Annotated in this window: 29 protein-coding genes; 7 read left to right on the forward strand and 22 right to left on the reverse strand. The window is 64.7% G+C overall.

Annotation, left to right across the window (positions count from 1 at the left end):
* Positions 1-142 precede the first annotated feature (142 nt).
* The 15 genes from ACQP0P_RS02705 to ACQP0P_RS02775 all read right to left on the reverse strand — a co-directional run bounded on the left by ACQP0P_RS02705 (position 143) and on the right by ACQP0P_RS02775 (position 13,381).
* Positions 143-1,320 (reverse strand): IS3 family transposase gene (locus tag ACQP0P_RS02705; RefSeq protein ID WP_433358989.1). Its coding sequence is split into 2 segments (ribosomal slippage): positions 143-1,062 and positions 1,062-1,320, totalling 1,179 coding nucleotides; the frame shifts between segments, so codons are not numbered across the junction.
* Between the two features lie 29 nt (positions 1,321-1,349).
* On the reverse strand, positions 1,350-2,366 hold the full coding sequence (locus ACQP0P_RS02710) for a tyrosine-type recombinase/integrase (RefSeq protein WP_433370434.1): 1,017 nt from the start codon (positions 2,364-2,366) through the stop codon (positions 1,350-1,352).
* Positions 2,366-2,566, reverse strand: coding sequence for a helix-turn-helix domain-containing protein (locus tag ACQP0P_RS02715; protein WP_030926231.1), 201 nt, complete (start codon positions 2,564-2,566; stop codon positions 2,366-2,368). The genes ACQP0P_RS02710 and ACQP0P_RS02715 overlap by 1 nt, the downstream gene beginning before the upstream one ends.
* 1 nt (position 2,567) lies before the next feature.
* A complete protein-coding gene (locus tag ACQP0P_RS02720) occupies positions 2,568-4,280 on the reverse strand; it encodes a replication initiator (protein ID WP_433370437.1) in 1,713 nt (570 codons plus the stop codon).
* On the reverse strand, positions 4,277-4,471 hold the full coding sequence (locus ACQP0P_RS02725; RefSeq protein WP_433370440.1) for a hypothetical protein: 195 nt from the start codon (positions 4,469-4,471) through the stop codon (positions 4,277-4,279). The genes ACQP0P_RS02720 and ACQP0P_RS02725 overlap by 4 nt, the downstream gene beginning before the upstream one ends.
* Positions 4,468-5,892: an FtsK/SpoIIIE domain-containing protein gene (locus ACQP0P_RS02730; protein WP_433370443.1), complete on the reverse strand. Its 1,425-nt coding sequence runs from the start codon at positions 5,890-5,892 to the stop codon at positions 4,468-4,470. Before ACQP0P_RS02730 ends, ACQP0P_RS02725 begins: the two co-directional genes overlap by 4 nt.
* A gap of 85 nt (positions 5,893-5,977) precedes the next feature.
* Positions 5,978-6,304, reverse strand: a complete 327-nt coding sequence (locus tag ACQP0P_RS02735; protein ID WP_433370446.1) for a hypothetical protein — start codon at positions 6,302-6,304, stop codon at positions 5,978-5,980.
* Positions 6,301-6,726, reverse strand: coding sequence for a plasmid replication, integration and excision activator (locus tag ACQP0P_RS02740; RefSeq protein ID WP_355558025.1), 426 nt, complete (start codon positions 6,724-6,726; stop codon positions 6,301-6,303). Before ACQP0P_RS02740 ends, ACQP0P_RS02735 begins: the two co-directional genes overlap by 4 nt.
* A gap of 127 nt (positions 6,727-6,853) precedes the next feature.
* Positions 6,854-7,675 (reverse strand): protein phosphatase 2C domain-containing protein, encoded by an 822-nt coding sequence (locus tag ACQP0P_RS02745; RefSeq protein WP_433370449.1) that lies wholly within the window; start codon positions 7,673-7,675, stop codon positions 6,854-6,856.
* Position 7,676: 1 nt separating this feature from the next.
* Positions 7,677-8,519, reverse strand: coding sequence for a sigma factor-like helix-turn-helix DNA-binding protein (locus ACQP0P_RS02750; protein ID WP_433370452.1), 843 nt, complete (start codon positions 8,517-8,519; stop codon positions 7,677-7,679).
* Positions 8,520-8,934: 415 nt separating this feature from the next.
* A complete protein-coding gene (locus ACQP0P_RS02755) occupies positions 8,935-9,300 on the reverse strand; it encodes an ATP-binding protein (RefSeq protein WP_433370455.1) in 366 nt (121 codons plus the stop codon).
* A gap of 141 nt (positions 9,301-9,441) precedes the next feature.
* Positions 9,442-10,248: a helix-turn-helix domain-containing protein gene (locus ACQP0P_RS02760; RefSeq protein WP_433370458.1), complete on the reverse strand. Its 807-nt coding sequence runs from the start codon at positions 10,246-10,248 to the stop codon at positions 9,442-9,444.
* 317 nt (positions 10,249-10,565) lie between these two features.
* Entirely contained in the window at positions 10,566-10,817 is a 252-nt protein-coding gene (locus ACQP0P_RS02765; RefSeq protein WP_433370461.1) for a hypothetical protein, read from the reverse strand.
* A gap of 288 nt (positions 10,818-11,105) precedes the next feature.
* Entirely contained in the window at positions 11,106-11,933 is an 828-nt protein-coding gene (locus ACQP0P_RS02770; RefSeq protein WP_433370464.1) for a hypothetical protein, read from the reverse strand.
* A 26-nt stretch (positions 11,934-11,959) separates the two neighbouring features.
* Positions 11,960-13,381, reverse strand: coding sequence for an AAA family ATPase (locus ACQP0P_RS02775; protein WP_433370466.1), 1,422 nt, complete (start codon positions 13,379-13,381; stop codon positions 11,960-11,962).
* 611 nt (positions 13,382-13,992) lie between these two features.
* Here ACQP0P_RS02775 and ACQP0P_RS02780 point away from each other — a divergent pair.
* Positions 13,993-14,370 (forward strand): hypothetical protein, encoded by a 378-nt coding sequence (locus tag ACQP0P_RS02780; RefSeq protein ID WP_433370469.1) that lies wholly within the window; start codon positions 13,993-13,995, stop codon positions 14,368-14,370.
* A gap of 152 nt (positions 14,371-14,522) precedes the next feature.
* Complete coding sequence (locus tag ACQP0P_RS02785) at positions 14,523-14,795, forward strand: Imm8 family immunity protein (protein ID WP_433370472.1); 273 nt, start codon at positions 14,523-14,525, stop codon at positions 14,793-14,795.
* Between the two features lie 23 nt (positions 14,796-14,818).
* Here the strand turns inward: ACQP0P_RS02785 and ACQP0P_RS02790 are convergent, their stop codons facing one another.
* Entirely contained in the window at positions 14,819-16,138 is a 1,320-nt protein-coding gene (locus tag ACQP0P_RS02790; protein ID WP_433381647.1) for an IS256 family transposase, read from the reverse strand.
* Between the two features lie 229 nt (positions 16,139-16,367).
* On the opposite strand from ACQP0P_RS02790, the gene ACQP0P_RS02795 reads away from it, so the two are divergent.
* Positions 16,368-16,481 (forward strand): Imm8 family immunity protein, encoded by a 114-nt coding sequence (locus ACQP0P_RS02795; protein WP_433370475.1) that lies wholly within the window; start codon positions 16,368-16,370, stop codon positions 16,479-16,481.
* 258 nt (positions 16,482-16,739) lie between these two features.
* On the opposite strand, the gene ACQP0P_RS02800 is transcribed toward ACQP0P_RS02795, so the two are convergent.
* The 3 genes from ACQP0P_RS02800 to ACQP0P_RS02810 are packed head-to-tail and all read right to left on the reverse strand — an operon-like array spanning position 16,740 to position 19,034.
* Entirely contained in the window at positions 16,740-18,086 is a 1,347-nt protein-coding gene (locus tag ACQP0P_RS02800) for a tyrosine-type recombinase/integrase (protein ID WP_433370478.1), read from the reverse strand.
* Positions 18,086-18,286, reverse strand: coding sequence for a helix-turn-helix domain-containing protein (locus ACQP0P_RS02805; protein ID WP_433370481.1), 201 nt, complete (start codon positions 18,284-18,286; stop codon positions 18,086-18,088). The genes ACQP0P_RS02800 and ACQP0P_RS02805 overlap by 1 nt, the downstream gene beginning before the upstream one ends.
* A gap of 1 nt (position 18,287) precedes the next feature.
* On the reverse strand, positions 18,288-19,034 hold the full coding sequence (locus tag ACQP0P_RS02810) for a replication initiator (protein ID WP_433370484.1): 747 nt from the start codon (positions 19,032-19,034) through the stop codon (positions 18,288-18,290).
* Between the two features lie 159 nt (positions 19,035-19,193).
* Here ACQP0P_RS02810 and ACQP0P_RS02815 point away from each other — a divergent pair, with 159 nt between their 5' ends.
* The 3 genes from ACQP0P_RS02815 (at position 19,194) to ACQP0P_RS02825 (ending at position 21,596) form a co-directional block, all read left to right on the forward strand.
* A complete protein-coding gene (locus ACQP0P_RS02815; protein ID WP_433370487.1) occupies positions 19,194-19,907 on the forward strand; it encodes a creatininase family protein in 714 nt (237 codons plus the stop codon).
* A 208-nt stretch (positions 19,908-20,115) separates the two neighbouring features.
* Positions 20,116-20,715: a chloramphenicol phosphotransferase CPT family protein gene (locus ACQP0P_RS02820; protein WP_433370490.1), complete on the forward strand. Its 600-nt coding sequence runs from the start codon at positions 20,116-20,118 to the stop codon at positions 20,713-20,715.
* A gap of 638 nt (positions 20,716-21,353) precedes the next feature.
* A complete protein-coding gene (locus ACQP0P_RS02825; RefSeq protein ID WP_433382544.1) occupies positions 21,354-21,596 on the forward strand; it encodes a hypothetical protein in 243 nt (80 codons plus the stop codon).
* 438 nt (positions 21,597-22,034) lie between these two features.
* Here ACQP0P_RS02825 and ACQP0P_RS02830 read toward each other — a convergent pair whose 3' ends face one another.
* Together ACQP0P_RS02830 and ACQP0P_RS02835 are read right to left on the reverse strand one after the other, a co-directional pair.
* Positions 22,035-22,526: a helix-turn-helix domain-containing protein gene (locus ACQP0P_RS02830; RefSeq protein ID WP_433370493.1), complete on the reverse strand. Its 492-nt coding sequence runs from the start codon at positions 22,524-22,526 to the stop codon at positions 22,035-22,037.
* A gap of 21 nt (positions 22,527-22,547) precedes the next feature.
* Entirely contained in the window at positions 22,548-23,009 is a 462-nt protein-coding gene (locus ACQP0P_RS02835) for a carboxymuconolactone decarboxylase family protein (RefSeq protein ID WP_433370496.1), read from the reverse strand.
* A gap of 185 nt (positions 23,010-23,194) precedes the next feature.
* Between ACQP0P_RS02835 and ACQP0P_RS02840 the strand changes: the two genes are divergently transcribed.
* On the forward strand, positions 23,195-24,475 hold the full coding sequence (locus ACQP0P_RS02840) for a PLP-dependent aminotransferase family protein (protein ID WP_433370499.1): 1,281 nt from the start codon (positions 23,195-23,197) through the stop codon (positions 24,473-24,475).
* A gap of 65 nt (positions 24,476-24,540) precedes the next feature.
* Here ACQP0P_RS02840 and ACQP0P_RS02845 read toward each other — a convergent pair whose 3' ends face one another.
* On the reverse strand, positions 24,541-25,941 hold the full coding sequence (locus tag ACQP0P_RS02845) for an MFS transporter (protein ID WP_433370502.1): 1,401 nt from the start codon (positions 25,939-25,941) through the stop codon (positions 24,541-24,543).
* Between the last annotated feature and the right edge of the window lie 21 nt (positions 25,942-25,962).

Here is a 25,962-nt window from a genome sequence, read left to right on the forward strand (position 1 = left end):
ACAAGATCGTGTTCTTCCCACAGGTCCCCCGCCTTCTCCCGATCGGCCGCCTGTGCGTCGCGATGGGCTCGCAGAAGAGGCAGCAGTTCGGGAGGACTGAGGGGCTGAGATCATTCCGGACAGCGGAATCTGCGGCCGTGAGCTACGCCACCGACTGAAGTGCTGTGTACTCGTCGAGGACTTCGAATGGCGTCCGGTAACCAACAGATGAATGAAGTCGGCGCCGATTGTAGAAGCCCTCGATATAACGGATCACGGCTCGGCGAGCCTTCGCCCGGCTGGTGAAAACATACCGTTTCAGCCACTCGTTCTTCAACGCCGAAAAGAACGATTCGGCCATGGCGTTATCGTAACATATGCCGGTACGGCCAACGGACCTCCGAATACCCAACCTCTTCAGTGCGGCACCAAATTCATCGGACGTGTAGTTCGACCCTCTATCGGAGTGGAAGATCGCGTCCTTTTCAATGGTGAAGGCCTGTACCGCGTTCTCTATCGCCTCGGTGATCAACTCGGTGCGGTAGTGATCGGCCATCGCCCACCCCACCACGGCCTTGCTGTAGCAGTCGATCACCGTGGCCAGGTAGCAAAACCCCTCCCAGGTCGGGATGTAGGTGATGTCGCCTACCAGCTTGACGCCGGGCCGGACGGCGGTGAAATCGCGTCTGACCAGGTCGGGGATGCCCCGGAAGGCGCCCTGCTCGGTGAGCTTCGGCGTGAAGGGCCGCACCTGCGCCGGCAGCAGGCCCAGCTCGCGCATCAGCACCCGTACCAGCTCAGCCGAACAGCGCTCACCGCGGCGCAGCAACTCGGCGTGGACGCGCCGGTAGCCGTACACCTCCTCGTGCTCGTAGAAGATGCCCGCGATCAGGTCCTGGAGCAGGTCGCGACGCTGCGCGGTCGCCGAGGCGGGCCGGTCGCGCCACTCGTAATACCCCGAGCGGGACACCTCCAGCCAGTCGCACATTTTCACAATCTTATGGTTGGCCTTCTCCGCGTCGATCAACTCGAACTTCGCGGTCACCGATTGTTCTCGGCCGCGAAGAAGGCCGCGGCTTTTTTCAAGAAGGAAAGCTTCTCGCGGAGCTCGGAGTTTTCCCGCTCGAGTTCACGCAACCGGGCGCGCTCGGGGCCACTGAGGGAGTGCGGTTCTTCTTCCGCACGCGTTCGCTTGTAGGTGTTCACCCAATTGCCGAGCGTGGTGTCGTGGACGCCGAACTCTCTGGCGACCTCGGCGATCGTACGGGGGCCATCGAGGACCATGCGCACAGCCTCGTCCTTGAACTCCTGGCTGAACCTACGCCTGGAACCTTTCGGCATGTTTCTATCTCCTTCGGACTGTTACCACCCTAGCGAGTGGTCTGTCCGGAATCCTTGGAGCACCTCAGACACTGAAGGGTGAGCTTGCTCCGCCCTTTGCGTTGCCGGAAGATCATGCCGCCGCCCGTGCGCTTGGGGCATCGGTCCGCATGACCGGTGCATCCCTTCGGGCATGTGCGCTTCGGGCAGACGTGACCGTGCCTCTTGCACACCTTGGGGCAGTCCGGCAGGTGCTTGTGTTCGGTGCACCGTTTCTTGCACGGCCAGCGATGCCACTCCCGGCCGCACTCGTGGGGACCGTCGCAGCCATGCGCCCAGGGCTTGCGCTGCACCTGGTACCACGCCTTGATCACGCCGGTCTCCAGGTCGACGAACGACCACCGCAACCCGAGTGCCTCGCCCTGACGGATGCCCAGCGAGAGCGCGACCGACCATCTCGCCGCATTGCGCCTGGTCTTGGCGGCCTCCAGAATCTTGCGCGCTTCGTTGCGGGTCAGCGGCTCAAGATCGGGATCGTTGGCCACCGGTGCGTCGATCAGCGTCGCGACGTTCTTGGTGACCTTGCTCCGGCGAACCGCGATCTTCAGTGCGCGGGAGAGAATGCGATGGATCTTGAGCACCGTGCTGGGCGAGAGCCCGCTTTCCAGCATGGTCGAATACGCCTGGTCGAGGTGCTCGGGGGTGAGCTTGTCGAGCCGGTGACGACCGAGCAACGGCTTGATCCAGTGCTCTGCCTTGGACCGGTAGTCGTCGAGTGTCCGGGGAGCCATCGCGCCCGAGGCGACGAGTCGGGCACAGATCACATCGAGGTATTCGGCCATCCACTCGGCGAGCGTGGGAGGCCGACCCGGCTTGCTGACCTGGCCTGCCTCACGCTCCTTTTCCAGCTTGGCAACGCTGGCGGTGACCTCGGCTTGGGTCTTGCCCTTACGGTGCCGACGATCGGGTGAACCGTCCGGCTTGACCCCGACCGTGACCCACCCGTGCCACTTGCCGTCCTTGCCGAGGTAGATGGAAGAACGGCCGTTGGGTTTCCTGGTCGCCATCACGCCGCCTCTTCCTGGGAGAGCCCCGCCTTGGCCTCCAGCGCGCGGGCGAACTCGTGGAGCGCCCACCGGGGGACCAGCCGGTATCCCTCGTCCTTGATCGACTTGAGTTCGCCGGTCTTGATCAGCCGGAAGACGGCCGTACGGCTCATGCCGAGCATCACGGCGGCATCCTTGGGCCGGTAGAACAGTGGTTCCATGTCAGGCCGCCTCTCCGATTGCCGAAAGATCCTCGATGGGTCGTCCGTCCGCTCTGGCCTGAAGTTCGATCAGTCGTGCGCGGGTGCGCTGTCGGTTGGCGACCTCGCGCAGCAGCCGTTTGGCCAGTGGGGTGCGGTTGGGACCCTTGGAGGAGACCGGCCGCCAGACGTAGAGGTGCGGGTCGGTCTCGGTGTCGTCGGGAAGGCCGAGCATGTCGAGCACCCAGGCCCGGCGGTCCTGCTTGTGTTCGCGCAGGGTCTTGTTGGACCACTTGCGTGAGACCAGGACGCGACGGCCCGCGTAGCCGAGGTGTTCGGCCTTGTGCGCCTTGCCCTTGCATCGGCCCGGCAGCATGCTCGCCTTGGCGCCCTTGGGCTGGATTCCGTAGCGCAGCCAGTTCGGGCACGTCGGTGAGCACGGTTCGTAGCGCAGCGCTTCGACCATCCGCACGGCGTGGTCACGTCGGGCGAGGTCGTTGGTGGTGGGGTCGTCGGGGTCGAGGGGGTCGCCGAGGTTCTTTGTCAGGTACTTGGTGAGGTAGCCGATGCGCTTGTGCGCGTCCGGTGATCCGGCGACGATGCCCTGAACATCGACTTGAGGACCGAAGCGGACCACGTGCAGGGGCTCGGCCGCCTCGTCGGCGTCGAGCTGGTCGAGGGCTTCGTCCCAGGTGGGAAGCAGTTCCCCGGTTGCGGGGTCGAGGTAGTCGCCTGCTTGGCCGTCCGGGTAGGTGGCGCCGTTGCCCAGGTCGGCCCGTTGCGCCCAGATGGGCAGGTGGTCACCGTCGAAGCGGACTTCATCGACCGAGGGCCACCACACCTGGTGGTAGGTCGCGGCGGCGATGGCCTTGATCTCCGCGCGGGGCAGGGTGCCGCGGATTGCCATGTGCAGGTGCGGCGCGAGCCGCTTCTGTGGTTCGACGGTGGCGAAGTACTGCACGTCGTAGCCGGCCACCCGGCGCAGGTTCTGCACGAACCGGTCCACCAGCTTGGAGAAGTGCAGGGCGTCGCGAGCCGCGCGAGCGTAGTCGTAGCTGCTCGGATCGACCGGAACGCCCAGACCGGAGCGGATCTTGCCGTAGGAGGGCAGGGTGAGCGTGACGAACAGCGACGGCCGGTAGACCCTGCCGTCGGGGGCGATGAAGGTCCGGCCGAGGGTGGTGTCCTGCTTGGCCCGCTTGGGCAGGTCCGGCGCATCCTGGCGCCGCCTCGTCGAGCGCGAGCGCTTGGGAGTTGCCCGGCCGCTCAGGACATTGCCGCGCATCCCAGCGGCGTTGATCTCGGCATCGATCCCGGCTATCGCCTCGTCCCAGTCGAGGGTGTCTTCCCCGTCGCGTTCGGCCTCGTCGCGCTTGGCCTGCACGTCGGCCCGGAACTCGATCAGCCATCGCTGGTCGTCGGTGGAGGGGTGGGGTTCGGCGATGGGTTCGGCCTCCAGGTGCCAGCCTTCCCGGCACTGGGCCTTGCGCAGTTGCTTGTTGCGTTGAGCACACGGCGGGCACTTGGCTTCCTGGGTGGTGCCGCAGGGGATGTTGAACGACTCGACCGTGCCGGTGTGGGTGTCCAGGCGCCGCAGTTCGAGGGGGCGGATGCAGACCCCGTTGAGCTTGGCGACTTCCACCGCGACGTCCAGGGCGAAGGGCAGGGTGTCACGGACGAGGCGGGGCAAGGTGCGGTCGGAGCCGTCCGGCGAGGGGGTGGGGGTTTCGGTCACCTGTCCTCCTCTCGGTCGAGCACGTCGGCGGTGAACCGGTAGGAGGCGCTGTAGGGGTCGCGGCGCAGCCGGATGTTGACCAGGTCGGACAGCACCAGCTCAAACCGCGCCGGAGAGTCGGACAAAGTGCCCAGGAGGCGGAAGGGGATCGCGTCGATCTCGGCGAGGGTGCCCTGAATGATGATCTTCACTGGGTTTCCTCCTCGGCGAAGTCGGCGACCATGGCGCGGATGTCGGCATCGCAGACGTAGCTGGCACGGGCACGGATCGGATCGGGTGAGGTCTCCAAGCGGACGTAGCCGATGCCCGCGCCCTGTTCGGGAACCGGGGAGATGTGATCGGCCAGCGCGCCCCGGTCTCGGGCACCGTCGCCGAGGACCATGTCCACCTGCTCGGATTCGTCCAGGCGTAGGGCGATCTTGTCGGGGAACAGGTTGCGGACGTTCATGACCTCCTTGCGCGGGTCCTGCAACGCGGCCATCACGCCGAACCCGACCGCGCGACCCTGTGTGGTGAGCGTGGCCAGAGCGGCCGAGATGCGCAGTTTCAGGCCCTTGTCGGATTGGTAGGCGGTCAGGAACGCCACCTCGTCGACCACCACCAGGACGAACGGGTCATCGACGGTGGGCGTGTGGTTGCGCTGAACTCCGGCGAACCGGTCGGCCCGCTCCTGCATGATCGACACAGCCGCTTCCAGCAGATCGGCGCAGGCCGCCGGGTTCGCGGCGTAGCGGGTGCCGAACAGGTCGCGGCCGAAGGACAGTTCCATCCGCTTGGGATCCAGTGCCCAGACCTGGACCAGGCCCGCCCGCACCGCAGGCAGCAACCCCCGGATGGTGGACCAGATGATCGAGCCCTTGCCCGCCCCGGTGGCACCGGCCACCAGGACATGAGTGCCGTGAACCTTGAGCCGCCACGGAGTGCCGTCCTCGCACCGGCCGATCTCGACCGGCTTGACCGAAGCGACCTCGGGGATGGGGAGCGCGGGTAAGGGGGTGGCCAGCGGGTCACGCCGAGGGAAGACCAGCAGCAGACGACCTGACCGGGCGACTGTGACCCGGCAGGAGGTGGCGCCGAACCCGTGGGCCAGGTGCTCGATACGCTCGGTCCAGTCCTTGACCGCTTGGCCGGTGAGCATCTTCACCGTGACCAGGTCGGCCCACGAAGTGCAGGTGATGCGCACGAGGTGAGGCAGGTAGTCACGACCGCGCAGGTTCCGGCCGAGACCGGAGATGATCATTACCGGTTGCCAGTGCCGTCGGTAGACCCACACCAGCCGCCAGAAGGCCAGCAGTCGCCAGCCGATCCAGCGGTTGAACGAGGCCCGATCGAAGAACGGCCACGGGGCGAGCAGCGAGACGGGAACGGCGATGACGACCAGGGCGACGCGCCAGCTGTACAGGACGCCGAGCACCGTGGGAACGGCGAGCAGGGCCAGGGCGACCGGATGAGGCCAGACGAGCCGGAGCACTCCGGCCAGCAGACGCCACAGGAAGATCGTGAGGGTGAGAATGGCCGGGGTGTGGACCACAGCCGGGCGGAACACTACGGCGGTGTCGGGGGTAGTGGAGACGAGGGTTCGTGTCTCGTCGCCGGGCAGTTTTTTGAACATTAGGCTGGAGCCTCTTCCTTGAATTCGCGTGAGAGGGAGAACCGAGGGGCCGCCGGAATGCCAGTTCCAGCGGCCCCGCTTCGTGTCAGGCAGCCTTGCCCTGCTCGGACTCGTCGACCTGGTGGAGGCTGGTGGACTGTTCGGTGTGCAGGCGCTCGCAGTCGGCCAGGTAGCGCGCGGCAGCGGCGAAGATCTCCCGCGCGAGGTTCACGTCCCGTTCGGTGACCGGTCCGCCGCCGGTGGTGGTGATGGTCATCTGTGCCTCAGTGCTGGACAGGGTCAGGAACGGTCGCTCACCGTCGCCCCCGAATGCCTTGGCCGACATGTCCGAGGTGCAGAAGGAGACATCGAGTCGGGTGACGCCCTCATGGATCGACGCGGTGACGTAGGTGTAAGGCTTGCGCTCGCTCACGCGGCCACGTCCTTACCGGCCGAAGCCTTGACCGGAGCCGCTGCGGTGCGGGGAGGGCGCATCGCGGTTGCCCGGATGGACCAGGCCAGTCGTCCGGTGTTCTGGGCGACGTAGGCGGTGGCGGTCATGCCGTCGAACTCCACCGGCACGAACGGCAGACCCGGCAGCGCGGCCGGAACGATCGGCTGAACCGGGGACAAGATCTTGACCGAGACCGTCTTCTGTCCGGCCTTGACGGTCGGATCGGCGTCCATGACCGCGACCTGCCACACCAGCTCTCCGGTGTTCTTGTCCTTGGCATAGACGGTGCGTCCCTTGGACGAGGCGTCGAAGTCCTTGACCTGCTCGACCTCGCCGACGATGAAGCAGCCATGCGGGAAGACCTGCTCGAAACGGACGGGGATGGGGCCTTGGATGGCCATGATGCAACTCCTGTTGTCGACCCCCCTAGACAGGTGCGGCCGTTCCGCAGAGACAAGGTGTCTAGGGGGCTATGCAAGTAAGTTAAGCCGGAGTCGGCGAACTGTCTAGGGGGGTCGACGAAATGGCTTAGGAGAATTTCCAGAGCGCCGCAGTGGCGTCGTCATGGATCTTGCCCCGAGGCCAGCGGGAGCTGTCCGGGTCGCTGTGTTCGGCCTCTCGGACACGGCGGATCAGTTCATCGGGGCCGTCCTGGCCGAGGAGGTCGAGGAGTTGCCGCCAGGTTGCCAAGGCGAAGCGGTCGACGAGGCGGGAGGCGCCGTCGCTCAACAACGCCACCGCTCGCACCTGATCCACTGGGGCGGTGCCGGTGAGGGCCTGTTCTGCGGCGAGGGGATCAACGGAGGCCACCCAGAAACCGCCGTCCCGATTACGATGATCACGTAACGTCTCGACGTAGCCTCGAAACGCCTCGGCGTGCTCTGGGCTTCCGCCCGGCAGGCCATCCAGCAACGCCCGGTAGCGCGCCTCGGTCTGACTCACTCGATCGTCACAGATCACCGTCGGCTCTGTCGTACCGGTGTCGAGGACAACGACGGAGTCGGCCAGCACCAGCCACTCCAGGACGTCACCCGTACGGCGCACCATCGAGACCGTGGCCGAAGGGGATCCCGCGTGCATCAGGTCACAAGTGAAGTCGTGTAACGAGGCGACGTTCTTGATCGACTCGGCAAGGATCTCGGTCAGGGGGCCGGTGCTTTGGGTGACCGCGGCCAGCAGGGTTGAGCCGAGCGTGTGGGCGTACCAGGCGACGCCATGGGAGCAGCCCGTCTTCAGTCCCGCCGGGGTCCCGGCGCCGTCCAGGAGCACCACCGCCTCAGAGGTGGCCCCGATGAAGTCTTCGTTGGGCCGATCGGGGTGGGCGGATTGGGTGGCGAGACTGAGTCGCACGTCAGTCGTCCTCGTGTCGATAGAGAGGGCCGGCTAGTTGCGTACGGACCGGCTCCCCCGTGGCGGGCTCGTATTCGACGGAGACCACGGTGGAAAAACGCTTGTCACTCACCTGGCCCCAGATGGTGGCGATCTCGGAGGCGAGCAGATCGACGACACCGAGTGAGCCGTTGGGGTGAATGCCGGCGATGGCCAGAAACGTGCCGTTGCCGTCTGGCCGGGGGAGACGCCCGAGGTAGGCCGAGTCGGTCGGCTGCGGCGGGTCGACCTGGCTGCCGGAGCGGTAGGCGACGCCGGTCCGGGTGTCGCGCAGCAGCCAGCCGAGGTCGTCGCGCTCCCATCTGATCACGGGGTCGGTGTCGTAGGCGGTGCGCATCGCCTCTGCCATCCGGGGACCGCAGATGACGAGCAGGCCGGGCCGGTTGAGATCGATCTGCCCGTCGACCGAGACGTTGTCGGAGGCCACGGTGAGCCCGAAGGAGCGCGCGAGGTCTTCCAGCCGCTTGCCCGAGCGCATGTCGTCCAGGGCGACCACGGGCCGGTTTCGCTCTGGGTCCAGCCGCAGCGGGGTCACCACGGTCACCGTGCCGACACCGAGGAACGCCCCTTCCGGGGCCGGTCCGGTGTGCTTGATCTGGTGAATGCGTCCGCGCGACAGGCCGGCCTGCTCGGCGATCTGCGCATACGAGACGCCTTGGGCGTGCAACTCTTGGATGACGCGGCGTCGGAGGCGAGCCAGTTCGGTGACCTCCTGTTGCGCGATGCTCAGCCGCTCGGTTGCGGCCCGGATCAACAGATACGGGTCGTCCATGGCGGCGATGCGCTCAAGGTCACTCGGCGGCACAGGTGTTCCCTTTCGGTGATGCTCAGCCGAGTCTAGACCCCTAGACGAAATGTCGTCTATCCCCCTCGACAGTACGGCTTTAAGGAGTTCGCCAGTTTTCGGACTGGTTGCCCGAATCGCTGAGCGTCGCTTTGGCACACCGCGCGTCATCGCACGTGCCCCGTCAGCAGCTCGGCCCAAAGGTCGTGCGCTTCACTGGCACGGGTTCGGGGAGTCTCACTGACATCGAGCCGAGCGCCCTGCACAGTGCGGCGAAGGTAGGACTGCCCGCCTGCCGAGCACAGCTCGTAGACGACCGAACGGCAGTCACAGGTCCAGGCGATCACTCGCCGTCGCCCATCGTCTCGCGGGTCGATCCAGGCCAGTAGGACATGACCGGCCTGCAACGGTCCCAGGTGTGGAGCCAGGCACCTCTTCACCGCGCAGCCGTCTTCTCGGGAGTCAGGTTCAGGGTGGCCCAGACGATGCGACCCTGCTCGTCTCCGGTCACCCCCCAGCTGGCCGCCAGAGAGGCGACGAGGGCCAGGCCGCGCCCCCCTTCCTCGTCCGTTTGAGGAGGGAGAGGGTGTGGTGCACGTCGGCCGCCTTGGTCGAGGATGCCGAGCCAGATCCGGCCGCGGTCGGATTGGACGGCAACGGTGAAGCAGCCGCCGAACCGGCCGCTTGCGGAGTGACGGACGGCGTTCGTGGCCAGTTCGCTGACGATCAGTTCGGCGTCTTCGGTCCCGGGCCAGGCGCCCAGAAGGGTGGTGACGAATCGTCGCGCTTCGGTGATCGCCACGGGAGAGCCGGGGAAGGTGCGGGACATGCGCCAGGGCGACATAGCGGACTCCGGTGTCTAGGGGGCTATACATCCACCGCGCCAGCGTATGAGTGATGCTAGAAGCATCTCAAGGAATTCGACGCATAAATACGTCAGCCGTTAGAGGTGTGTCGCCAAGGTGCGATAGTCGGCACCGATTCGCCCCAGAAGATCCCGCAACTCCTCGCCATAGACAGCCACCGCCGAGAACGCCTCGAAGGTCTCCCCATGAGCTGACAGCTCCCCAGGCTCCGTCAACGTCAGATCACCCGTCAGGCTCTCCACCACGCTCACCGCACCGTCATAGACCGTGAACCCATGCAACGGGAACGCCGGAGCCTGCACCGACCACGGCACCACCCCGACAGTGACATGAGGGAGCGTCGCCACCTGCAACAGCCGATCGAGTTGAGCGAGCATCAACGCCGGCGACCCCGGCCACGTGCGCACAGCTCCCTCGGTCAGCAGGAAGGAGAACTCCCGGCCGGACTCGAACAGGACCGCCTGCCCCTCCACCCGAACCGCCGCAGCCTTGGCCGCGTCCTCCTCGTCCACCTCACGACCGACCGCCAACGCCAACCGGGCATACTCCGCCGTCTGCAACAACGCCGGAACCATTGCCGAAGAAAACACCACCACCCGACGCGCCGACCGCAACCGAGCGACATTGGCCGCCTCCCGGCCGGCAAGCCCACCCTTGAGACGAGACACCTCATCACGCAACCGCACAAGCAGAGCATCCAGCTCCCCGCGGCCCGCATCATCCAGACCCAACGCCTCAACGAGACGATCCACCGTCTCCGAAACCGGAAGAAGCCGCCCCGTCTCAATCCGAGAGATCGTCGGCTGAGCCACCCCAGCCCGCAACGCCAGATCCTTCCCCGTCAGCCCAGCATCCTTACGCAGCCGACGCAGCAACTCACCCAACGCCCGCAGGCGATCCCGACGATCCTCCACACCCAGCGTTCTACCAGCCACCCACACACCGAGCGCAGCCCATCACGGATCACTGCCGAATTGTTCTCATAGGTATCAAGCGGCGGCGCGCCGCGCCGCCGTACCCGGCCCTCTGCCGCCCGCCGACCGGGCGTGCGGCGTGGGCGCCGGTCCCGGCCGACGGCGCCCCGGGCCGTAGCCGCACCGCGTGCTCGCCGTAACCGATGCACTCGCCGACCCTGGCGACGCGCCGCCGCCTCATGGCTTCACCTCCATGCGGATGCTCCGGATTGACGTCAGCTGCGCGTTCACGTCTTGGGCAGCCACCAGAGATCGTCGAAGTCACCAAGCCTCTTGCGGAGCACGTAAGCGTCCTTTTTAGGCAGGACATGAACCACGGCGTCCAGGATCGTACGGAGCTCAACAGGATCGGGGCAGCACAGCATCTCTCCGCAGGATTGCGCCGAATCGAGAAGCCGATGCCAGGGGTTCCGTAAGAGCAGCGACCAGGCGCGTAACGCCTTTTCCACCGCCCCGGGCCAATAGCGCTCGTACTGCAAACGAGCGACTGCGATACGGCCCTGGTACGACAGGCCTGGAATTGCGGGAACTTCTGTGGCGGTTGGCCGCGAGTGCCATGTGCCATCAGCGCGGATCTGAGCCGGACGTCTACGCGCCATGGCCCTTTCGTGTGATCGACATAGCATCATCCTGCCACAGATTGAACCTCAGGCAAGATGCCCCGGAGTGGTACCACCCTCACGATCGCCAGGCTGTGGCTAGCCTCCATGGAGGGCTGGGGGCGATCGAAGGTCCAGGACTTCGTTCCTCAGTCCCGGCCCACCGAGTCACATAGTTCTGTCGTCACACAAATACGTGACCACAGAAGACAAGGTTGGGAAGTCTGTAAGGCGATCTCGCTCGAACGCTGTCCACATTAGTCGTCCTGCATCATCCAGTTTCACTCCCATTTTTTTGAGCTGCTCAGTCAAGATCTTCATGAAGTCATGACCATGAAGTACATATTGGTCTTCGAGTCCAGCTAAGGTTGCTTCAACTTCAACGAGCTTGGTAGTAAGCTCCGCAAGCCGCGCCACGCTAATATGCGCCGCCTGTAGCAGAGAACGCAAGATGCCTTCTACGTCAGGCGTAAGACCGCCCTTGGAATTAAAATCGATATATTTGAGCCATCGATACTCGTTAACGGGAAGTCTCAAGTTTTCGCTTTCCGATAGATATCGGATAGCCGCGATCTTTCGAGTAGTAGAAGATATTATAGGGAAAAGCGATTTGGCCGGAACTGAATCGATTGCGCATCCAAGCCGAAGAGCTTTGTCTAGATAGAATTCCGAGATAACGTACGACTCAATTGAGCGCCAATCGGTAATCCATAAGTTAGGAGGATAGCCCCTTTTTGGGTTCTGAAAATGATGGTTGTCAGCGTCGATGAGGCCTTTGATACGCACCTCTTCGTCCTTAATGAGTTCCATGAAACGAACAAGACGCTCTCTGTTTCCCCCTTCATTGACATCAGGAACATGTATTAAGTCTACGGTGCGTACGAGCGCGCGAGCGCTCTTATTTTCTGCAGCCAGCCACTCTAAAAATATCTTGTCTGTGGGGCCTTCTACATATAATTCCCTACGGGCGGGGTCCATGCGATGAGCAGCTATCACGCCAGATAAGTGTCTCCGCATGGCTTCTAAGCGCCCTTCGACGTGAGTTCCGTCATGTTCTCTTGATAGTCGCCGAGTATGTCGGGAGAGTGGGTAGCAATAATAAGTTGAGGAGCTGCTCGCGAGGCGCAACGCAGAAGATTGCTGACTAATCTTCGTTGCCATGATATGTGCATCGATAGTTCCGGCTCATCTATTGCTATTACGGTTCCGCGACGTCGAGTCGTCAATGCGGAAACCATCAAAAACAGAAGCTGATACTCGCCTGAGCTTAGCTGGCTTTCATTCAGATGGACGCCTGTAACGCTATCCTTAATAAGGATGCCCGTTTTGGCATTGACGGTTACGTTCTTATCTTCCAGAAATGAGCACATTACCTCTTCGAACGTCACCAAGCGTTCAGCTATAAGTTGTCGAGCATTCGCTCTGGACGATAAAAACTCAACATATGTGTTGATAGCTACCAGTACGTGCTCATTGGACTTCTTTCCACGTTCGTCATACAACGCGGTGGTGAGTTGCTTGTAATCCCACTGATCGATAGGTAGCCCTAGCCGCTTGTGGAGCTTGTCCAGGTCCGAGACTTGAGATAGCTCGTGCGCCACCTCCTCTCGAGAGGGAATTGTGTCGTGAATATCTCGCAGATTCTGAATGACTCGCCCGAAAAGGTCTGGTTCACCCGATCCAAAGAATTGCCTGGAATCGAACAGTGCTTCACGAATGAAACTTCGAACTTGTCGAGATAGAAATTCAGTTGCACGCTCCCTGTCCCGCTCTCGCATTTCGGCTATATATGATGTGGGATACCGCCTATTGCGCTCATCATCAGGAGAGAAAGGGCCGAAATCTGGGTCCGGACCCAGGAAACGTAGTCGATCTGCTGGCAAGAATGTAAGAGTAATTCCAGCTGTTGCGCTTACGAATTTTTTTCTCAGAGATGCGTAACGAGACTTCTCATCTTCACTCGGAGGCGTGTCTGCAATAGGATAAACTATACTTTCTCCCGCGAAGGAAATTTCAAATTTGTCCGAAGACCGTTTCACGTGCAACTTGCGCCGATTGTCAAACCGGAGAGTGCTTTCCTTGAAAGGAATTTCCTTTAAAACGAGGAATCGGAAATTCATCATCGCTGTCAGCATCTTCAAGACGGTAGTCTTTCCGATGCCGTTCGCTCCATGAATTATAGTGATGGATGGACTCGAAATTTCCTCGCTGGACGTAGGAAAAGCAACTTTATGAGAATATTTCCCAAATAGTCCTTCTACGCTAAATTCCGAAAGTTGCATTGCGCTCCTCGGAGAGGTAGGGGTGGCGCTTGCTTTTCGTTCAGACCTCGTCACATTACTAAACATACTCAGGAAGGAGGAATGAGTAGTTAATAACGAAGAAGAAACAGTGTGTGGATGTACCTGACCGAATATGCTAGCTTCTATGAACTTTTGTACCATATGTGCCCTTTTAGATTTTATGTGAAGTTCGGTCGTAAGGATCTATCCGCGAGATCGAACTTCATAGGCACTCCTGAGATCCGCAGGCCCGGTTGGTTGACAAGAACCCAATAGGTCTGCGTCGGTCAGTTACCCACCGCTTGCGCGGATTGTAAGAGCGCGAAGCACGCTGAAGTCGATCAATGACTGTTGTGGGATATGCGCGGGATGATCTTTGACGGTCGAGGTACGGGAAGATGCAGCCGCCCTGGTGAGAAGCCCTGCCTCCACTTGGAACGCAGCCCTCTTGAAAACCGCTATGCCCGAGCGGAAGCGCTCGCCTCCGGGGTGATCATCGGTACGCGACCACGGGGCCATACGTGGCTGAGGTGAATCTGTTCATCCCGTTTGCCTCGACTCAGCAAGCCCGGCAGTTCGACTCCTCCGGCTCAAGCTCGTCTGTGACGGTTGGCGTCCCATGGTCGAGGAAAGGCGGTCGGTACACGGACACGCGAAGACGGGCTTGTGCCTCCGTCGCCGGCCCGCTGTCGCTTCGCGGTGGGTCGAGGCAGACGGGATGAACAGAGGGGGAAGGCTTGCGCAGATGCGCTGGCCCTGGAAATCCTGCGGTCATGCTCACCGTGAGACAGCTCCTCGACTACCTCGAAGGTCTCCCCGACGACACTCCCGTAGTGATCGACGTTCGCCCCGGCGATGAGTACGTACGGGTCGAAGACATCGACATCACCACCGATGAGGGCGCAGCAGGAGACCGCACACCCACGGGCGTCGAGCTCGCGACACGCAGAGTTCAGCGAGACGCACTTCAACAAGAGCTTGGCGAACTACGCTCGGCGCTCTGCTACACCCTCGGAAAATTTCATAGAGAGCCAGGCGGCCCGCAAGGGTTGACGATCATCTCCGTACTCACCGACAAGGAGATCTTCAGCGAGATCCGACGGCTCCGTACGATCGCCGAATCCATTGAGCAGCAGAGTTCAGGGCCGTGATCACCATGCCATTGGCCTCAGTGACAGAGGATTCACCATGGTTACCGCGACCAGTCCGAAGCCCAGCTCAGCGTCCCTACGAGCCATGATCCATGCACTCCCCAAGCTGACAGCCCGCTCATAGCTTCACCCTGTTGCGCGATCATTGAGTGATGAGAGCACGAGTGGGCGCCTTCCGATGGCCCGACCTCGAACTCGGGCACAGTCTCGACGACCCTACCCATGCCTGTGAGCTGCTGGAGATGTACGTCGGCCCGCAGGGAGAACCGGACGAGGAACGGTTCCAGCTCACCGTCTGCACCCCATCGGCCCTCGCCGATCAGCTGCAACATCATCCCTTCCTCATCGGCCGCCACTGGCTCTTCGTGCCCGAGTTGCGTCCCGCGAGCTTGTCACCTGAAGTGTGTAAAGGCCCTTCTTGGTAGATGGAGAGCCTTCTTTACCTGTTTTACTTGATCCTTCCCGGATAGGCGATGTCGAGTTCGATGAGTGCTTCACGCCAGCCGATGGTGCGTTGACCTTCGATGAGACGTGCGGTGCTGGGCGAGTTCTTGATCTTGCCGGTTTTCTCCTTGTGGGCTGCGCGTTCGCGGGCGCGTTTGTCCTCGATGTTGATGATGGCCAGCCAGAGGAGTTTGACCACGGCGTCGTCGCCGGGGAAGTGTCCCCGGGCCTTGGTGACCTTGCGCAGTTGATAGTTCAGGGACTCGATGCCGTTGGTGGTGTAGAGCAGTCGGCGCACTCCGGGGGTGAAGGCGAAGAACGGGGTGAAGCGGTCCCAGGCGGCTTCGAACACGCGGCCCGCCTGCGGGTACCTCTCGCCCCAGATGGAGGCGATGAAGTCGGCCAGGGCCTCGAAGGCCGCCTCCGCGCTGGGCGCGGTGTAGATCTTCTTCAGCTCGGCGGCCACGGCGGCCCGGTCGCGGCGGGCCACCGGCCGCAGTGCGTTTCTGATCAAGTGCACGACGCAGGTCTGCACGATGGTGTAAGGGAAGGCGGCGTGGATGGCGTCTTCGAAGCCGTTCAGGCCGTCGGTGCAGGCGATGAGGATGTCGCGCACGCCGCGGTTGCGCAGGTCGGTCATGACCGCGCTCCAGAACCGGGCGGACTCGCCGGCGGTGGCGTGGTCGAGCGGGGTCTTGGCGAGCCAGATGCCCAGCACGTGTTTGTCGCCGTCGGTGTCGATGCCGACCGCGAGGTAGGCGGGTTTAGCCTGCACCGTGTGGTTGTCGCGCACTTTGACCACGATGGCGTCCAGGAACACCACCGGATAGACCGCCTCCAAGGGCCGGGCCTGCCAGGTGCGGACCTCCTCCAGCACGGCGTCGGTGATGTTGGAGATCGCCTCATGCGATAGTTCGACCTCATAGATCTGGCGCAGGTGGTGCTGGATGTCGCGCACGCTCATGCCGTGCGCGTACAGGCTGATGATCATGTCGTCCAGGCCGCCGGAGACACGCCCGGCCCGCTTGGGCACCAGCACCGGCTCGAAGGTGCCGGCCCGGTCCCGCGGCACGGCCAGCCGCACCGGGCCGACGCCGGTTTGCACGGTCTTGCCGATCCTGCCGTTGCGGGAGTTACCCGTCCCGTTGCCGGCCGGATCGTGCTTGCCATAGCCCAGATGCGTCGACAGCTCGGCCTCCAGCGCGCGTTCCAGCACCGCCTTGACCAGCTCGCCCAGCATCGAGCCCTCGCCGGTCAGCCGCAGCCCGCCCGCTCCGTCACGCGAGCGCGTCAGCAGCAGGTCCAGCACCTGATCGCCGAGCAGCTCCCGCAGTGGCACCTCGCCTTCGAGCAGGGGGGTTTTTCCCCGCCGTGACGAGCAGCCCGTGCCGGGCCTCCCGTCTGCTCGTGGTCGAATGTGGTGGTCAGAGCCGATGTTCCCCGTGTGTTCGTCATGATTGACGCTCCCCCCGAAGCGTTAAGATGATCTACCTTGACCATCTACCCATAGTGATCACTTCCACACTTAGAGTGATAACCCCCGTCCCGCCGAGGTGACCAAGTGGCTGAGCGACCGGATAGCAGTGCTGGAGGCTCCGACGTGGAGCGAACTCGCGGAGAAGATCGGCCGGATCGGAGAGTGGGAGTTCGAGGACTACGACGGTTGAAGCCTCCGAGTGGGGTTGCAGTTTGGGTTGCAGTTCGCCGCCGTGCCATGCCGTTCCAGGCGGACCGGCCGAGCGTATTGGTCCAGGTGGAACTGATCGGGACGGCCGAGATCCGAGCTGCTAATGCGGTTTGGGTTTACCGCCCATCCGGGGTTCAAATCCCCGAGCCTCCGCAGTTCAGAGGCCCTCTCCCGAGATACGGGGAGAGGGCCTTTTTGATCTCTAAAGGTGCTGTAGTTGCAGTCCTAGTTGCAACGCTCAAGATTTTCCCCAGAGCGCGGAGGCCAGCCGTTCCCCGGCATCGCGCATCAACGGTGTGGACACGTGCGCGTACCTCTCGGTCGTGGTCACCCTCGTGTGGCCCAGAACCTCCTGAACGACGCGGATGTTCACACCCTGCTCGATGAGGAGCGTCGCGGCCGTGTGGCGAGCGTCGTGCACCCGCACGTCCCGAACCCCGGCCTGCTTGAGGATGGTTTTCCACACTTTCCAGTCCTCGGTGCGCTCGATCGGGCCGCCGTGGCGAGTGGCGAACACGAGATCGTGATCCTCCCAGCGATCCCCCGCCTTGAGCCGCTCCGCGGCCTGGACCTTGCGGTGTGCCTTGAGAAGCGCGAGCAACTCGGGAGGGCACTGGAGAGTGAGCTTGCTCTTGCCCTTGCGCTGACGGAAGACGATGCCACCGCCCGTGCGTTTCGGGCATCGGTCGGCATGGCTCGTACAGTCCTTGAGGCAGGTCCGCTTGAAGCAGGTGTGCCCCTGCTTCTTGCAGTCCGCCTTACAGCCGGGGCTATGCCCGTGATCCCTGCACTTCTTCTTGCAGGGCCAGCGGTGCCACCTCTCCCCGCATTTATGGGGATCGGCGCACCCGTGTTGCCATTCGGTGCGCTGAATCTGGAACCACGCCCTGATCACTCCGGTCTCCAGGTCGACGTACTGCCAGCGGAGTCCGAGCGCCTCGCCCTGGCGGATGCCGAGAGCCAGAGCGACCGACCAGCGCGCCCCGTTCCGCCGGGTGCCGGCCACGTCGAGGATGCTGCGGGCTTCCTCGCGACTCAGCGGTTCGATCTCGATGGATGCGGCCGAGGGAGCGTCGACCAGAGTCGCGACGTTCCGTGTGAGCTTGTTGCGGCGTACCGCGATGGTCAGCGCCCGCGACAGGATGCGATGAACTTTGAGGACGGTGCTGGTCGAGAGGTTCTTCTCAAGCATCGTGGTGTAAGCCGTGTCGAGGTGCTCGGGAGCGAGCCGGTTGAGCCGGTGCCGCCCGAGCAGCGGAATGATCCAGTGACGGGTCTTGGACCGGTAGTCCGTCAGGGTGCGCGGCGCCATCTTGCCGGAAACCACGAGCCGCTCACAGATCACATCGAGGTACTCGGTCATCCACTCGGCGACGGTGGGCGCACGGCCGGGCTTGGTGACCTGTCCGGACTCCCGGTTGTTCTCCAGCTCACTGACCTTGCGTGTCACCTCGGCCTCGGTCTTGGCCATCCGGTGACGACGGTCGGGGGAGCCGTCGGGCTTGATACCCAAGGTGACCCAGCCGTGCCAGTAGCCGTCATTGCCGAAGTAGATCGAGGACCGGCCGTCCGGCTTCTTCGCCATCACGCCGCCTCTCCGTGTGAGAGCCCCGCCTTGGCCTCCAGTGCACGGGCGAACTCGTGGAGCGCCCACCGGGGAACCAGCCGGTATCCCTCGTCTTTGATCGACTTGAGTTCGCCGGTCTTGATCAGTCGGAAGACGGCCGTACGGCTCATGCCGAGCATCACGGCGGCATCCTTGGGCCGGTAGAACAGTGGTTCCATGTCAGGCCGCCTCTCCGATTGTCGAAAGATCTTCGATTGGTCGTCCGTCTGCTCTGGCTTGAAGTTCGATCAACCGGGCGCGGGTGCGCTGGCGGTTGGCGACCTCGCGCAGCAGCCGTTTGGCCAGTGGGGTGCGGTTGGGATCTTTGGAGGAGACCGGCCGCCAGACGTAGCGGTGCGGGTCGGTGACGGTGTCGTCGGGCAGGCCGAGCATGTCGAGCACCCAGGCCCGCCGGTCCTGCTTGTGTTCGCGCAGGGTCTTGTTGGACCACTTGCGGGAGACCAGGACGCGGCGGCCCGCGTAGCCGAGGTGTTCGGCCTTGTGGGCTTTGCCTTTGCACCGGCCCGGCAGCATGCCCGCCTTGGCGCCCTTGGGCTGGATGCCGTAGCGGAGCCAGTTCGGGCACGTCGGTGAGCAGGGTTCGTAGCGCAGTGCCTCGACCATCCGCACGGCGTGGTCACGACGGGCCTGGTTGTCTTGGTCGTCGGGGTCGAGGGGGTCGCCGAGGTTCTTGGTCAGGTACTTGGTGAGGTAGCCGATGCGCTTGTGCGCGTCCGGCGATCCGGCGACGATGCCCTGAACATCGACCTGGGGGCCGAAGCGGACCACGTGCAGCGGTTCGGCCTCGTCGTCCTGGTCGAGCCGGTCGAGCGCCTCGTCCCAGGTGGGCAGCAGTTCACCTGTGGCGGGGTCGAGGTAGTCGCCGCTTTGGCCGTCCGGGTAGACCGAAGACGCTCTGTCTCGCATGCAGGCCCTTCGATCCAGCCGGGTCGCCGGCCAGCTCACAGCGCTACGCGCTCACCTGACCCGATGGTCGGCAGATCCGTACGTGGCAGACTTGCTCACCAGGGTCGACACCCTCTCGGAGTCCTTCTCCCTGCCAGCATCCCAGCCACAAGGAGACCGGTGACCCCCTTGCTGCCCACCGCGACCACCACCGAGGAGCGACAGCGCAACGCCCAGGTTGCGATCCTTCCTGTCGGGAGCTTCGAACAGCACGGTGACTATCTCCCTCTCAGTACCGACACCATCGTTGCGACCCTGATAGCCCGCCAGATTGCCGACGCCTACCCCGTCCTGCTGCTTCCGCCGGTGACGATCTCCTGCTCGCACGAGCACAGCGCCTGGCCGGGAACCGTCAGCATCTCCGCGCGGACCCTGCACGCGATCGTCACCGACGTCTACGACTCCGTCACCCGCTCCGGCCCCACAGCCCTGGTCGTCATCAACGGCCACGGCGGCAACTACGTCCTGAGCAACGTCGTCCAAGAAGGCAACACCGAAGGCCGCCACATGGCGCTGTTCCCCTCCCGCGAAGACTGGCACGAAGCCCGAACCGCCGCCCAGCTCACCAGCACCATGCACGAGGACATGCACGCCGGAGAACTGGAGACCTCCCTCCTACTCCACGCCTGCCCCGAAGTGATCCGCCCCGGCTACCACTCCGCCGACTGGACCGCCGACGACCGCCGCCATCTTCTAACGAAGGGCATGCAGGCTTACACGGACAGCGGAGTCATCGGCCGCCCGTCTCTAGCGACTGCCGAAAAAGGCAAGACCCTGCTCGACAGCCTTGCCAGCAGCTTCGGCGACGTGCTGAATCTCTTCACGAAGTCCTGAGCAGCGGCACACCAGCCGATCACGACCTGAGGCACTGCCGAATTGTTCTCATGGGTTATCAAGGGCGGCGCTCCGCGCCGCCGCGCGGCCCGAGCTTGCGGGCCGCACGCTGCGCGTGCGGCCTGGGGGCCGTTCTCGCGTGCACCCGCCACTCGGGCCGCGCAAGCACACTGCACCCTATTAGATCAGCCGCAATACAGTGGCTGGCATGTCACACGTCGGACCCGGAGGCTGCGTCATCTTCCTCAACGGGACATCGAGCGCCGGCAAAACCACTCTGGCCCAGGCCATCCAAGACGAGAGCGACACCCCCTTCGTCTACTGGGGAATCGACACCCTGTTCAGCCTCGTCCCCCCGAACTGGGGCGGAGGACGCGACGGCCCGCTCAGCCGATCTGGCTTCTGGTACGACCGCACCACCCAGGACGAGGGTGGTCACCCTCAGGTGGTCATCCGCTATGGCCCGGTCGGCCGCCGCATGCTCCATTCGGCCTGCACTGCTGCGGCATCCTTCGCACATGGCGGCGACAACGTCGTCATCGACGAAATGCTGCTGACCCCAGACCTGCTGCCCATATGGATGAAAGCCCTGGCAGGTCTCGATGTCCTACTCGTGGGCGTGATGTGCCCTCTGGAAATCGCCGAGCAACGAGAAATAGGGCGCCGTAACCCACCCGGTTTGGCACGCGGGCATCTTCAGACGGTCCACGGCCATGGCGTCCCGTATGACATGACGGTAGACACCAGCACCGGAACACCCACCGACCTGGCTAAAGCCATCCTGCTGCGTCAGCCGGGCAGACCGTGAACCTTGTGTGGCCGCACTTGGCCGGACACAACAGGGCGGGGTCCATAACAAGGCTGAGAGCCTCCGGCGGGGGCGCTCCGGCTCCGGGATGATCGCCGCGCCGAGCCTGGAGTCCATAGGTGGCTGAGGTGGAAGCCTGATCATCCCGTCTGCCATCGACCCGGGGCAAGCCGAGCAGACCGGGGCCACGGGGCCAAGGTCGTTCGTCCGGTGGGGCGCTCCACCTTGGCCCCGTGGCCCCGCCCCGCTTCCCCTTCGGGCGGATCGACGGCAGACGGGATGATCAGGCGGGCGGGGTGTGCGCGCCGCGCGGGGAAGACCAGCTCACGGGGCTGATCGTCGGGCCATTAGCGGGCCATTAAGGGCGGTCAACGGCGGTCAGTCACGGTCACTCGTGGGGAGTCCGCCGCCCAGCTCAGAGCCCGTACGGCCCAAGATCAGACCGATTTGCAAGCAGGATGTCAGGAGTTCGAGCCGCACAGCACGTGCTGTACTTCAGCGGTTCGCTGACCACCAGCGCCCTGCTGACCTCGTGGGTTGCTACTTCCGTTCGGTTCTGACCACGAACCTGCTTACCGGCTGCCATGCGCCCCTGCCGGTTACCAGACAGAATCGGGTTAAACGACGAAAGGTACCGGATGGGCCGCCTGCGGGAAGCAGCTAAAGGGTTCGCCTTCACGATGATCTTAGGATTGATCGGGTTTGGTGTGATCTTCGGAATATCCGCGCTGTTCGACCTGCCGTGGCTGGCGAACGTGCTGGGCAGCCGATCCATAACACTCATCGGCTCGCTCTTTCTACTGGTCCTGCTGGGATTCGTGGCCTTCGTTGTGTGGTTGGTGCGGAAGATCGGGGAAAGGCAACGCCAGCCGGCTGAGTGACATCCGCACATGTAAGTGCCGGAGGACGCGGCGACCGAAGGCAGGCGAAGACCCTGTACGGGGTTGCAGTTTGGGTTGCAGTTCATCGCCGTGTCAGCTCGTTCCAGGAAGACCGACGACGGGCGTTGGTCCAGGTGGGACCGTCCTGAACGATGGCGCCCCGAGCTGCTAATGCGGTTTGGGTTTACCGCCCATCCGGGGTTCAAATCCCCGAGCCTCCGCACTTCAGAGGCCCTCTCCCGATCTCGGGGAGAGGGCCTTCTTGATCTTCGAATCCTGTCAGGGCTGCAGTTCGGGCCGGCCACGTGGGTGTAACGCTCAGTCGTGGTCACTCGCGCGTGGCCGAGGATCTCCTGCACGACGCGGATGTGCACACCCTGTTCCACAAGGAGCGTCCCGGCCGTGTGCCGGGCGTCATGAAGCCGGGCGTCCCGGAGGTCACCGGCCCCAGTTCGTCGGCGCAGATGACCGTGGTGCCTGGGGGCGGCTGGGTGTAGAGGCCGATGACCTCGGCCCTTTTGGGGCGAAGTCCGGATCGGTCGACGTGGTCCAGGAGCGGGTGTGGCGCCATCGGACCTTCTCTTTCAGCAGGATCCGGCAGACCTGGCTGCGGGCGACAAGGATGCCTTGAGTGCGGGCGGCGGCGGTCAGGCTGTCCAGCGTCCACTGCGCGGGGCCGCTCTCGTCGTCTGCGCTCAGGTCGCCGGCCTCGTCGCGGGCTAGCCGTCCCGGCGGGGTCGAGCGCGCCAGAGCGATGATCTGTCCGCGTTCAGCCTCGGTGATCCGCGGCTTGCGCCCCGCCCCGGGCCGGTCGGCGAGTCCGGCCAGGCCCTCGGCGTTGAACCGCTCGATCCGCTCGCGCACGGTCTGCATGTGACAGCCGAGTTTGGCGGCGACGGCGCTGATACGCAGCCCTTGCCAGCTGAACACGATGATCTGCGCCCGCGATCATCATCGGCGCTCGTCCGTTCCGGCGATCTTGGCGGTGGTGATGGCGACGCGGTTCCAGGTGTTGATGGTGAAGATGACGGCGAGCACGTGGGCCAGCTCGGCCTCTTCGAACTGGGCGGCGGCTTCGGCGTAGACCTCGTTGGGGACGCCGGCGTCGGCGATCAGGGTGACCGCTTCGGTCAGGGACAGCGCGGCCTGTTCCCTGGGGGAGAAGAAGTGCTTCGCCTCGCGCCAGACGCCGATCATGTGGAGGCGAAGGTCGTCCTCACCGGCCTTGCGGGCGTCGGTGACGTGCATGTGCAGGCAGTAGGCGCAGCCGTTGAGCTGGGAGGAGCGGATCTGGATCAGCTCGACCAGGGCGGGGTCGAGGCCGTCGCGGGCGGCGGCGTCGAAGCCGAGCAGGGATTTGAACGCCTTCGGGGCGGTGGCGGCGAAGTTGAGGCGGGGTGCGGTGTTCGTCATGCGCACTAATCTAGGGAGTTAATAGACCGCTCAGGAGGTGCATTCCACTGTCGGAATCTTGGGTCAATTCTGCGGAGCGCATCGGTTCTGACCTGCATCTTGAGCTGGCTGGGACCGGATCGCGGAGAGCTGCTCTCGGGCGGGCGCTGCGGGCGGCGATCCAGGACGGGCGGCTCGCCCCGGGGATGCGGCTGCCTCCTTATCGGTCGCTCGCGGCCGACCTCGGGATCGCCCGGAATACGGTCGCCGACACCTACGCCGAACTGGTCGCCGAGGGCTGGCTGACCGCGCGGCAGGGCTCGGGAACCCGGGTCGCCGAACGCGCAGCTCCCGCGAAGACGGCGCGGGTGCCGAAGAAGCCGCGGGCTGTGTCCGCTGCCCCGGTGCACAACCTGTCGCAGGGTCAGCCGGACGCGTCGTCGTTCCCCCGGAACGCCTGGTCTGCCTCGACCCGCCGCGCTCTCGCGGCCGCGTCGAACGACGCGTTCGGGCCGGGTGATCCCCAGGGGCGGATCGAGCTGCGCACCGCGCTCGTCGACTATCTGGCCCGTGTCCGTGGGGTGCGGGCCGTCCCGGAACGCATCGTGATCTGCGCCGGTTTCGCCGACGCGCTACGCCTGCTGTTCGGTGGCGGCGTGCTGCGCGGCACGCTGGCCGTCGAAGCATATGGGCTGGCGTTCCACCGTTTCCTGCTGGCCGCCGACGGGGTCCGGACGGTGCCGCTCGGCTTGGACGACCACGGCACCAGAACCGAGGATCTGGCCGGGCAACGGGGCGTCCGCTCGGTGCTGCTCACCCCCGCCCACCAGTTCCCCATCGGTGGTCCGCTCACCCCGACACGCCGCAACGCCGCCGTCGACTGGGCACGCGAGCGCGGCGGCGTCGTGATCGAGGACGACTACGACGGCGAGTTCCGGTACGACCGGGAACCGGTGGGCGCGGTCCAGGCGCTCGATCCCGAGCACGTCCTGTACGTCGGCTCGACGAGCAAGAGCATCTCGCCCGCCCTCCGGCTCGGCTGGATGGTGCTCCCCGAACGCTTGGTCGACCCGGTCCTGGCGGTGAAGGGCCAGCGCGAACGCTGGACCAGCATCGTGGACCAGCTCACGTTCGCCGACCTGATCGTCTCCGGCGCCTATGACCGGCACATCCGCCACATGCGCCAGCGTTACCGCGAACGCCGCAACCGTCTGGTGGAGGCCCTCGCCGACCAGGCTCCGCACATAGAGGCGGCTGGCATCGCCGCGGGCCTGCACGCCGTCCTGCGCCTGCCGCACGGCACCGAGGCCTCTACCTTGAAGGCCGCCGCTTGGCGTGGCGTATCCCTGGACGGCTTGGCCGGCTTCCGTCACCCCGACACCCCCGCCCACCTCGAGGGCCTCGTCGTCGGCTACGCGGCCCCGTCCGACCACGCCTACGCCGCCGCCCTCGCCGCCCTCTGCGAGATCCTTCCACCTGCCCCCTGACCCGCCGGATCTCGCCCATGCGGACGGCGAAGGCCCCGTCCGGGGACGGGGCCGTGACCGAGCTCTCAGCGAGGTCTGCGGAGACGGAGAGCTACGAGGGCGGTGAGGGCGATGCCCGCGACGGCGATGGCGATGGCGGCCTGGAGGCCGTCGGTGATGGCGCCGGGGGAGGGGGCGGCGGGAAGGCCCGAGTTGGCGACGGCGACGAGGAGAGCCAGGCCCATGGCGCCACCGACCTGCTGGGCGGTGGAGGCGACCCCGGAGGCGATGCCCTGGTCGGTAGGAGCGACGCTCCGGGTGGCGGCGCCGAACATCAGGGTGTAGCCCGCGCCTTGGCCGAGCCCCAGCAGGACGAGTCCGGGGACGAGCGCCGGATAGGAGGCGGCCGGAGAGAGAGCGACGGCGACGATCGCGGCGCCCGCGCCGCCGACGGTGAGGGAGCCGAGAAGGACCAGGCGCAGGCCGTGGCGGGTGGCGAGGCGGCCTGCTGTCTGGGAACCCGCGGCGATGGCGAGCATCGGGATGAGAAAGGCGAGGCCGGTGCGCATTGCACCGTAGCCGTGGACGCTTTGGAAGTAGACCGTCAGGAAGTACAACAGGGTCCCGAACGTCCCCATGTACAGAAACGTAATCATGGTGCCGGTCGTCAGGTCGCGGTCGCGCAGCAGGCGGTGCGGCAGTAGCGGGTCGGCGCTGCGGCGTTCGACGACGGTGAACGCCGTCAGCAGCAGGGCGCCGATGAACGCCGCGCCCAGGACGTCCCGCGAGGTCCAACCGGACTCCGGTCCCTGGACGAGAGCGAAGACGATCGCGGTGATGCCGGCGGTGGAGGTCAGGGCGCCCGCCAGATCGAACGACCGGCCCGTCATGCGGGTGGCGTCGGGTGCGATGAGCGGGAGGGCCAGCACGGCTGCGATCACCGCCAGCGGAACGTTCACGAAGAAGACCGAGGCCCAGCCGAACGCCTGGGTCAGCATGCCGCCGAGCAGCGAGCCGAGGATCATGCCGCTGCCGCCCGCGGTGCCCCAGACAGCGAACGCCCGGTTGCGCTCGGGTCCCTCGGGGAAGCAGGTCGACACCAGCGTCAGCGTCGCGGGAAACAGCAGCGCCCCTCCGACGCCCTGGACGGCACGGGCGGTGATGAGCAGGCCCGGCCCGGTGGCAAGGCCGCCGAGCAGGGATGCCACGGCGTACAGCCAGAGCCCCGACGCGAACATCCGGCGTGGTCCGAACAGGTCGCTCGCCCGTCCGCCGAGCAGGAGGAAGCCGCCGAAAGCCACCGCGTAGGCGCTGATCACCCACTGCAGGCTCTGGGCGGAGAAGCCGAGACCCGAGCCGATCTCGGGCAGCGCCACATACACGATGTTGTAGTCGATCGAGATGATCAGCTGCGCGAACGCCAGCAGTGCCAGGGTGAGGCCCAGCCGCGGACGGGCCGCGATGCCGGGGGTGGTCAGAGCGGTCATGATGGAGTCCTTCTTCGTGGA

The sequence above is a fragment of the Streptosporangium sp. CA-115845 genome, from assembly GCF_050943795.1.
Taxonomy (GTDB): Bacteria; Actinomycetota; Actinomycetes; order Streptosporangiales; family Streptosporangiaceae; genus Streptosporangium.

Coding starts and splice junctions, on each gene's coding strand:
- ACQP0P_RS02780 (WP_433370469.1), top strand. CDS start 13,993: ATGCTCACCGTGAGACAGCTCCTCGACTACCTCGAAGGTCTCCCCGAC.
- ACQP0P_RS02810 (WP_433370484.1), bottom strand. CDS start 19,034: ATGCGAGACAGAGCGTCTTCGGTCTACCCGGACGGCCAAAGCGGCGAC.
- ACQP0P_RS02805 (WP_433370481.1), bottom strand. CDS start 18,286: ATGGAACCACTGTTCTACCGGCCCAAGGATGCCGCCGTGATGCTCGGC.
- ACQP0P_RS02715 (WP_030926231.1), bottom strand. CDS start 2,566: ATGGAACCACTGTTCTACCGGCCCAAGGATGCCGCCGTGATGCTCGGC.
- ACQP0P_RS02845 (WP_433370502.1), bottom strand. CDS start 25,941: ATGACCGCTCTGACCACCCCCGGCATCGCGGCCCGTCCGCGGCTGGGC.
- ACQP0P_RS02775 (WP_433370466.1), bottom strand. CDS start 13,381: ATGGTACAAAAGTTCATAGAAGCTAGCATATTCGGTCAGGTACATCCA.
- ACQP0P_RS02835 (WP_433370496.1), bottom strand. CDS start 23,009: ATGACGAACACCGCACCCCGCCTCAACTTCGCCGCCACCGCCCCGAAG.
- ACQP0P_RS02730 (WP_433370443.1), bottom strand. CDS start 5,892: ATGTTCAAAAAACTGCCCGGCGACGAGACACGAACCCTCGTCTCCACT.
- ACQP0P_RS02740 (WP_355558025.1), bottom strand. CDS start 6,726: ATGGCCATCCAAGGCCCCATCCCCGTCCGTTTCGAGCAGGTCTTCCCG.
- ACQP0P_RS02785 (WP_433370472.1), top strand. CDS start 14,523: ATGAGAGCACGAGTGGGCGCCTTCCGATGGCCCGACCTCGAACTCGGG.
- ACQP0P_RS02710 (WP_433370434.1), bottom strand. CDS start 2,366: ATGGCGACCAGGAAACCCAACGGCCGTTCTTCCATCTACCTCGGCAAG.
- ACQP0P_RS02840 (WP_433370499.1), top strand. CDS start 23,195: ATGCGGCTGCCTCCTTATCGGTCGCTCGCGGCCGACCTCGGGATCGCC.
- ACQP0P_RS02820 (WP_433370490.1), top strand. CDS start 20,116: ATGTCACACGTCGGACCCGGAGGCTGCGTCATCTTCCTCAACGGGACA.
- ACQP0P_RS02825 (WP_433382544.1), top strand. CDS start 21,354: ATGGGCCGCCTGCGGGAAGCAGCTAAAGGGTTCGCCTTCACGATGATC.
- ACQP0P_RS02800 (WP_433370478.1), bottom strand. CDS start 18,086: ATGGCGAAGAAGCCGGACGGCCGGTCCTCGATCTACTTCGGCAATGAC.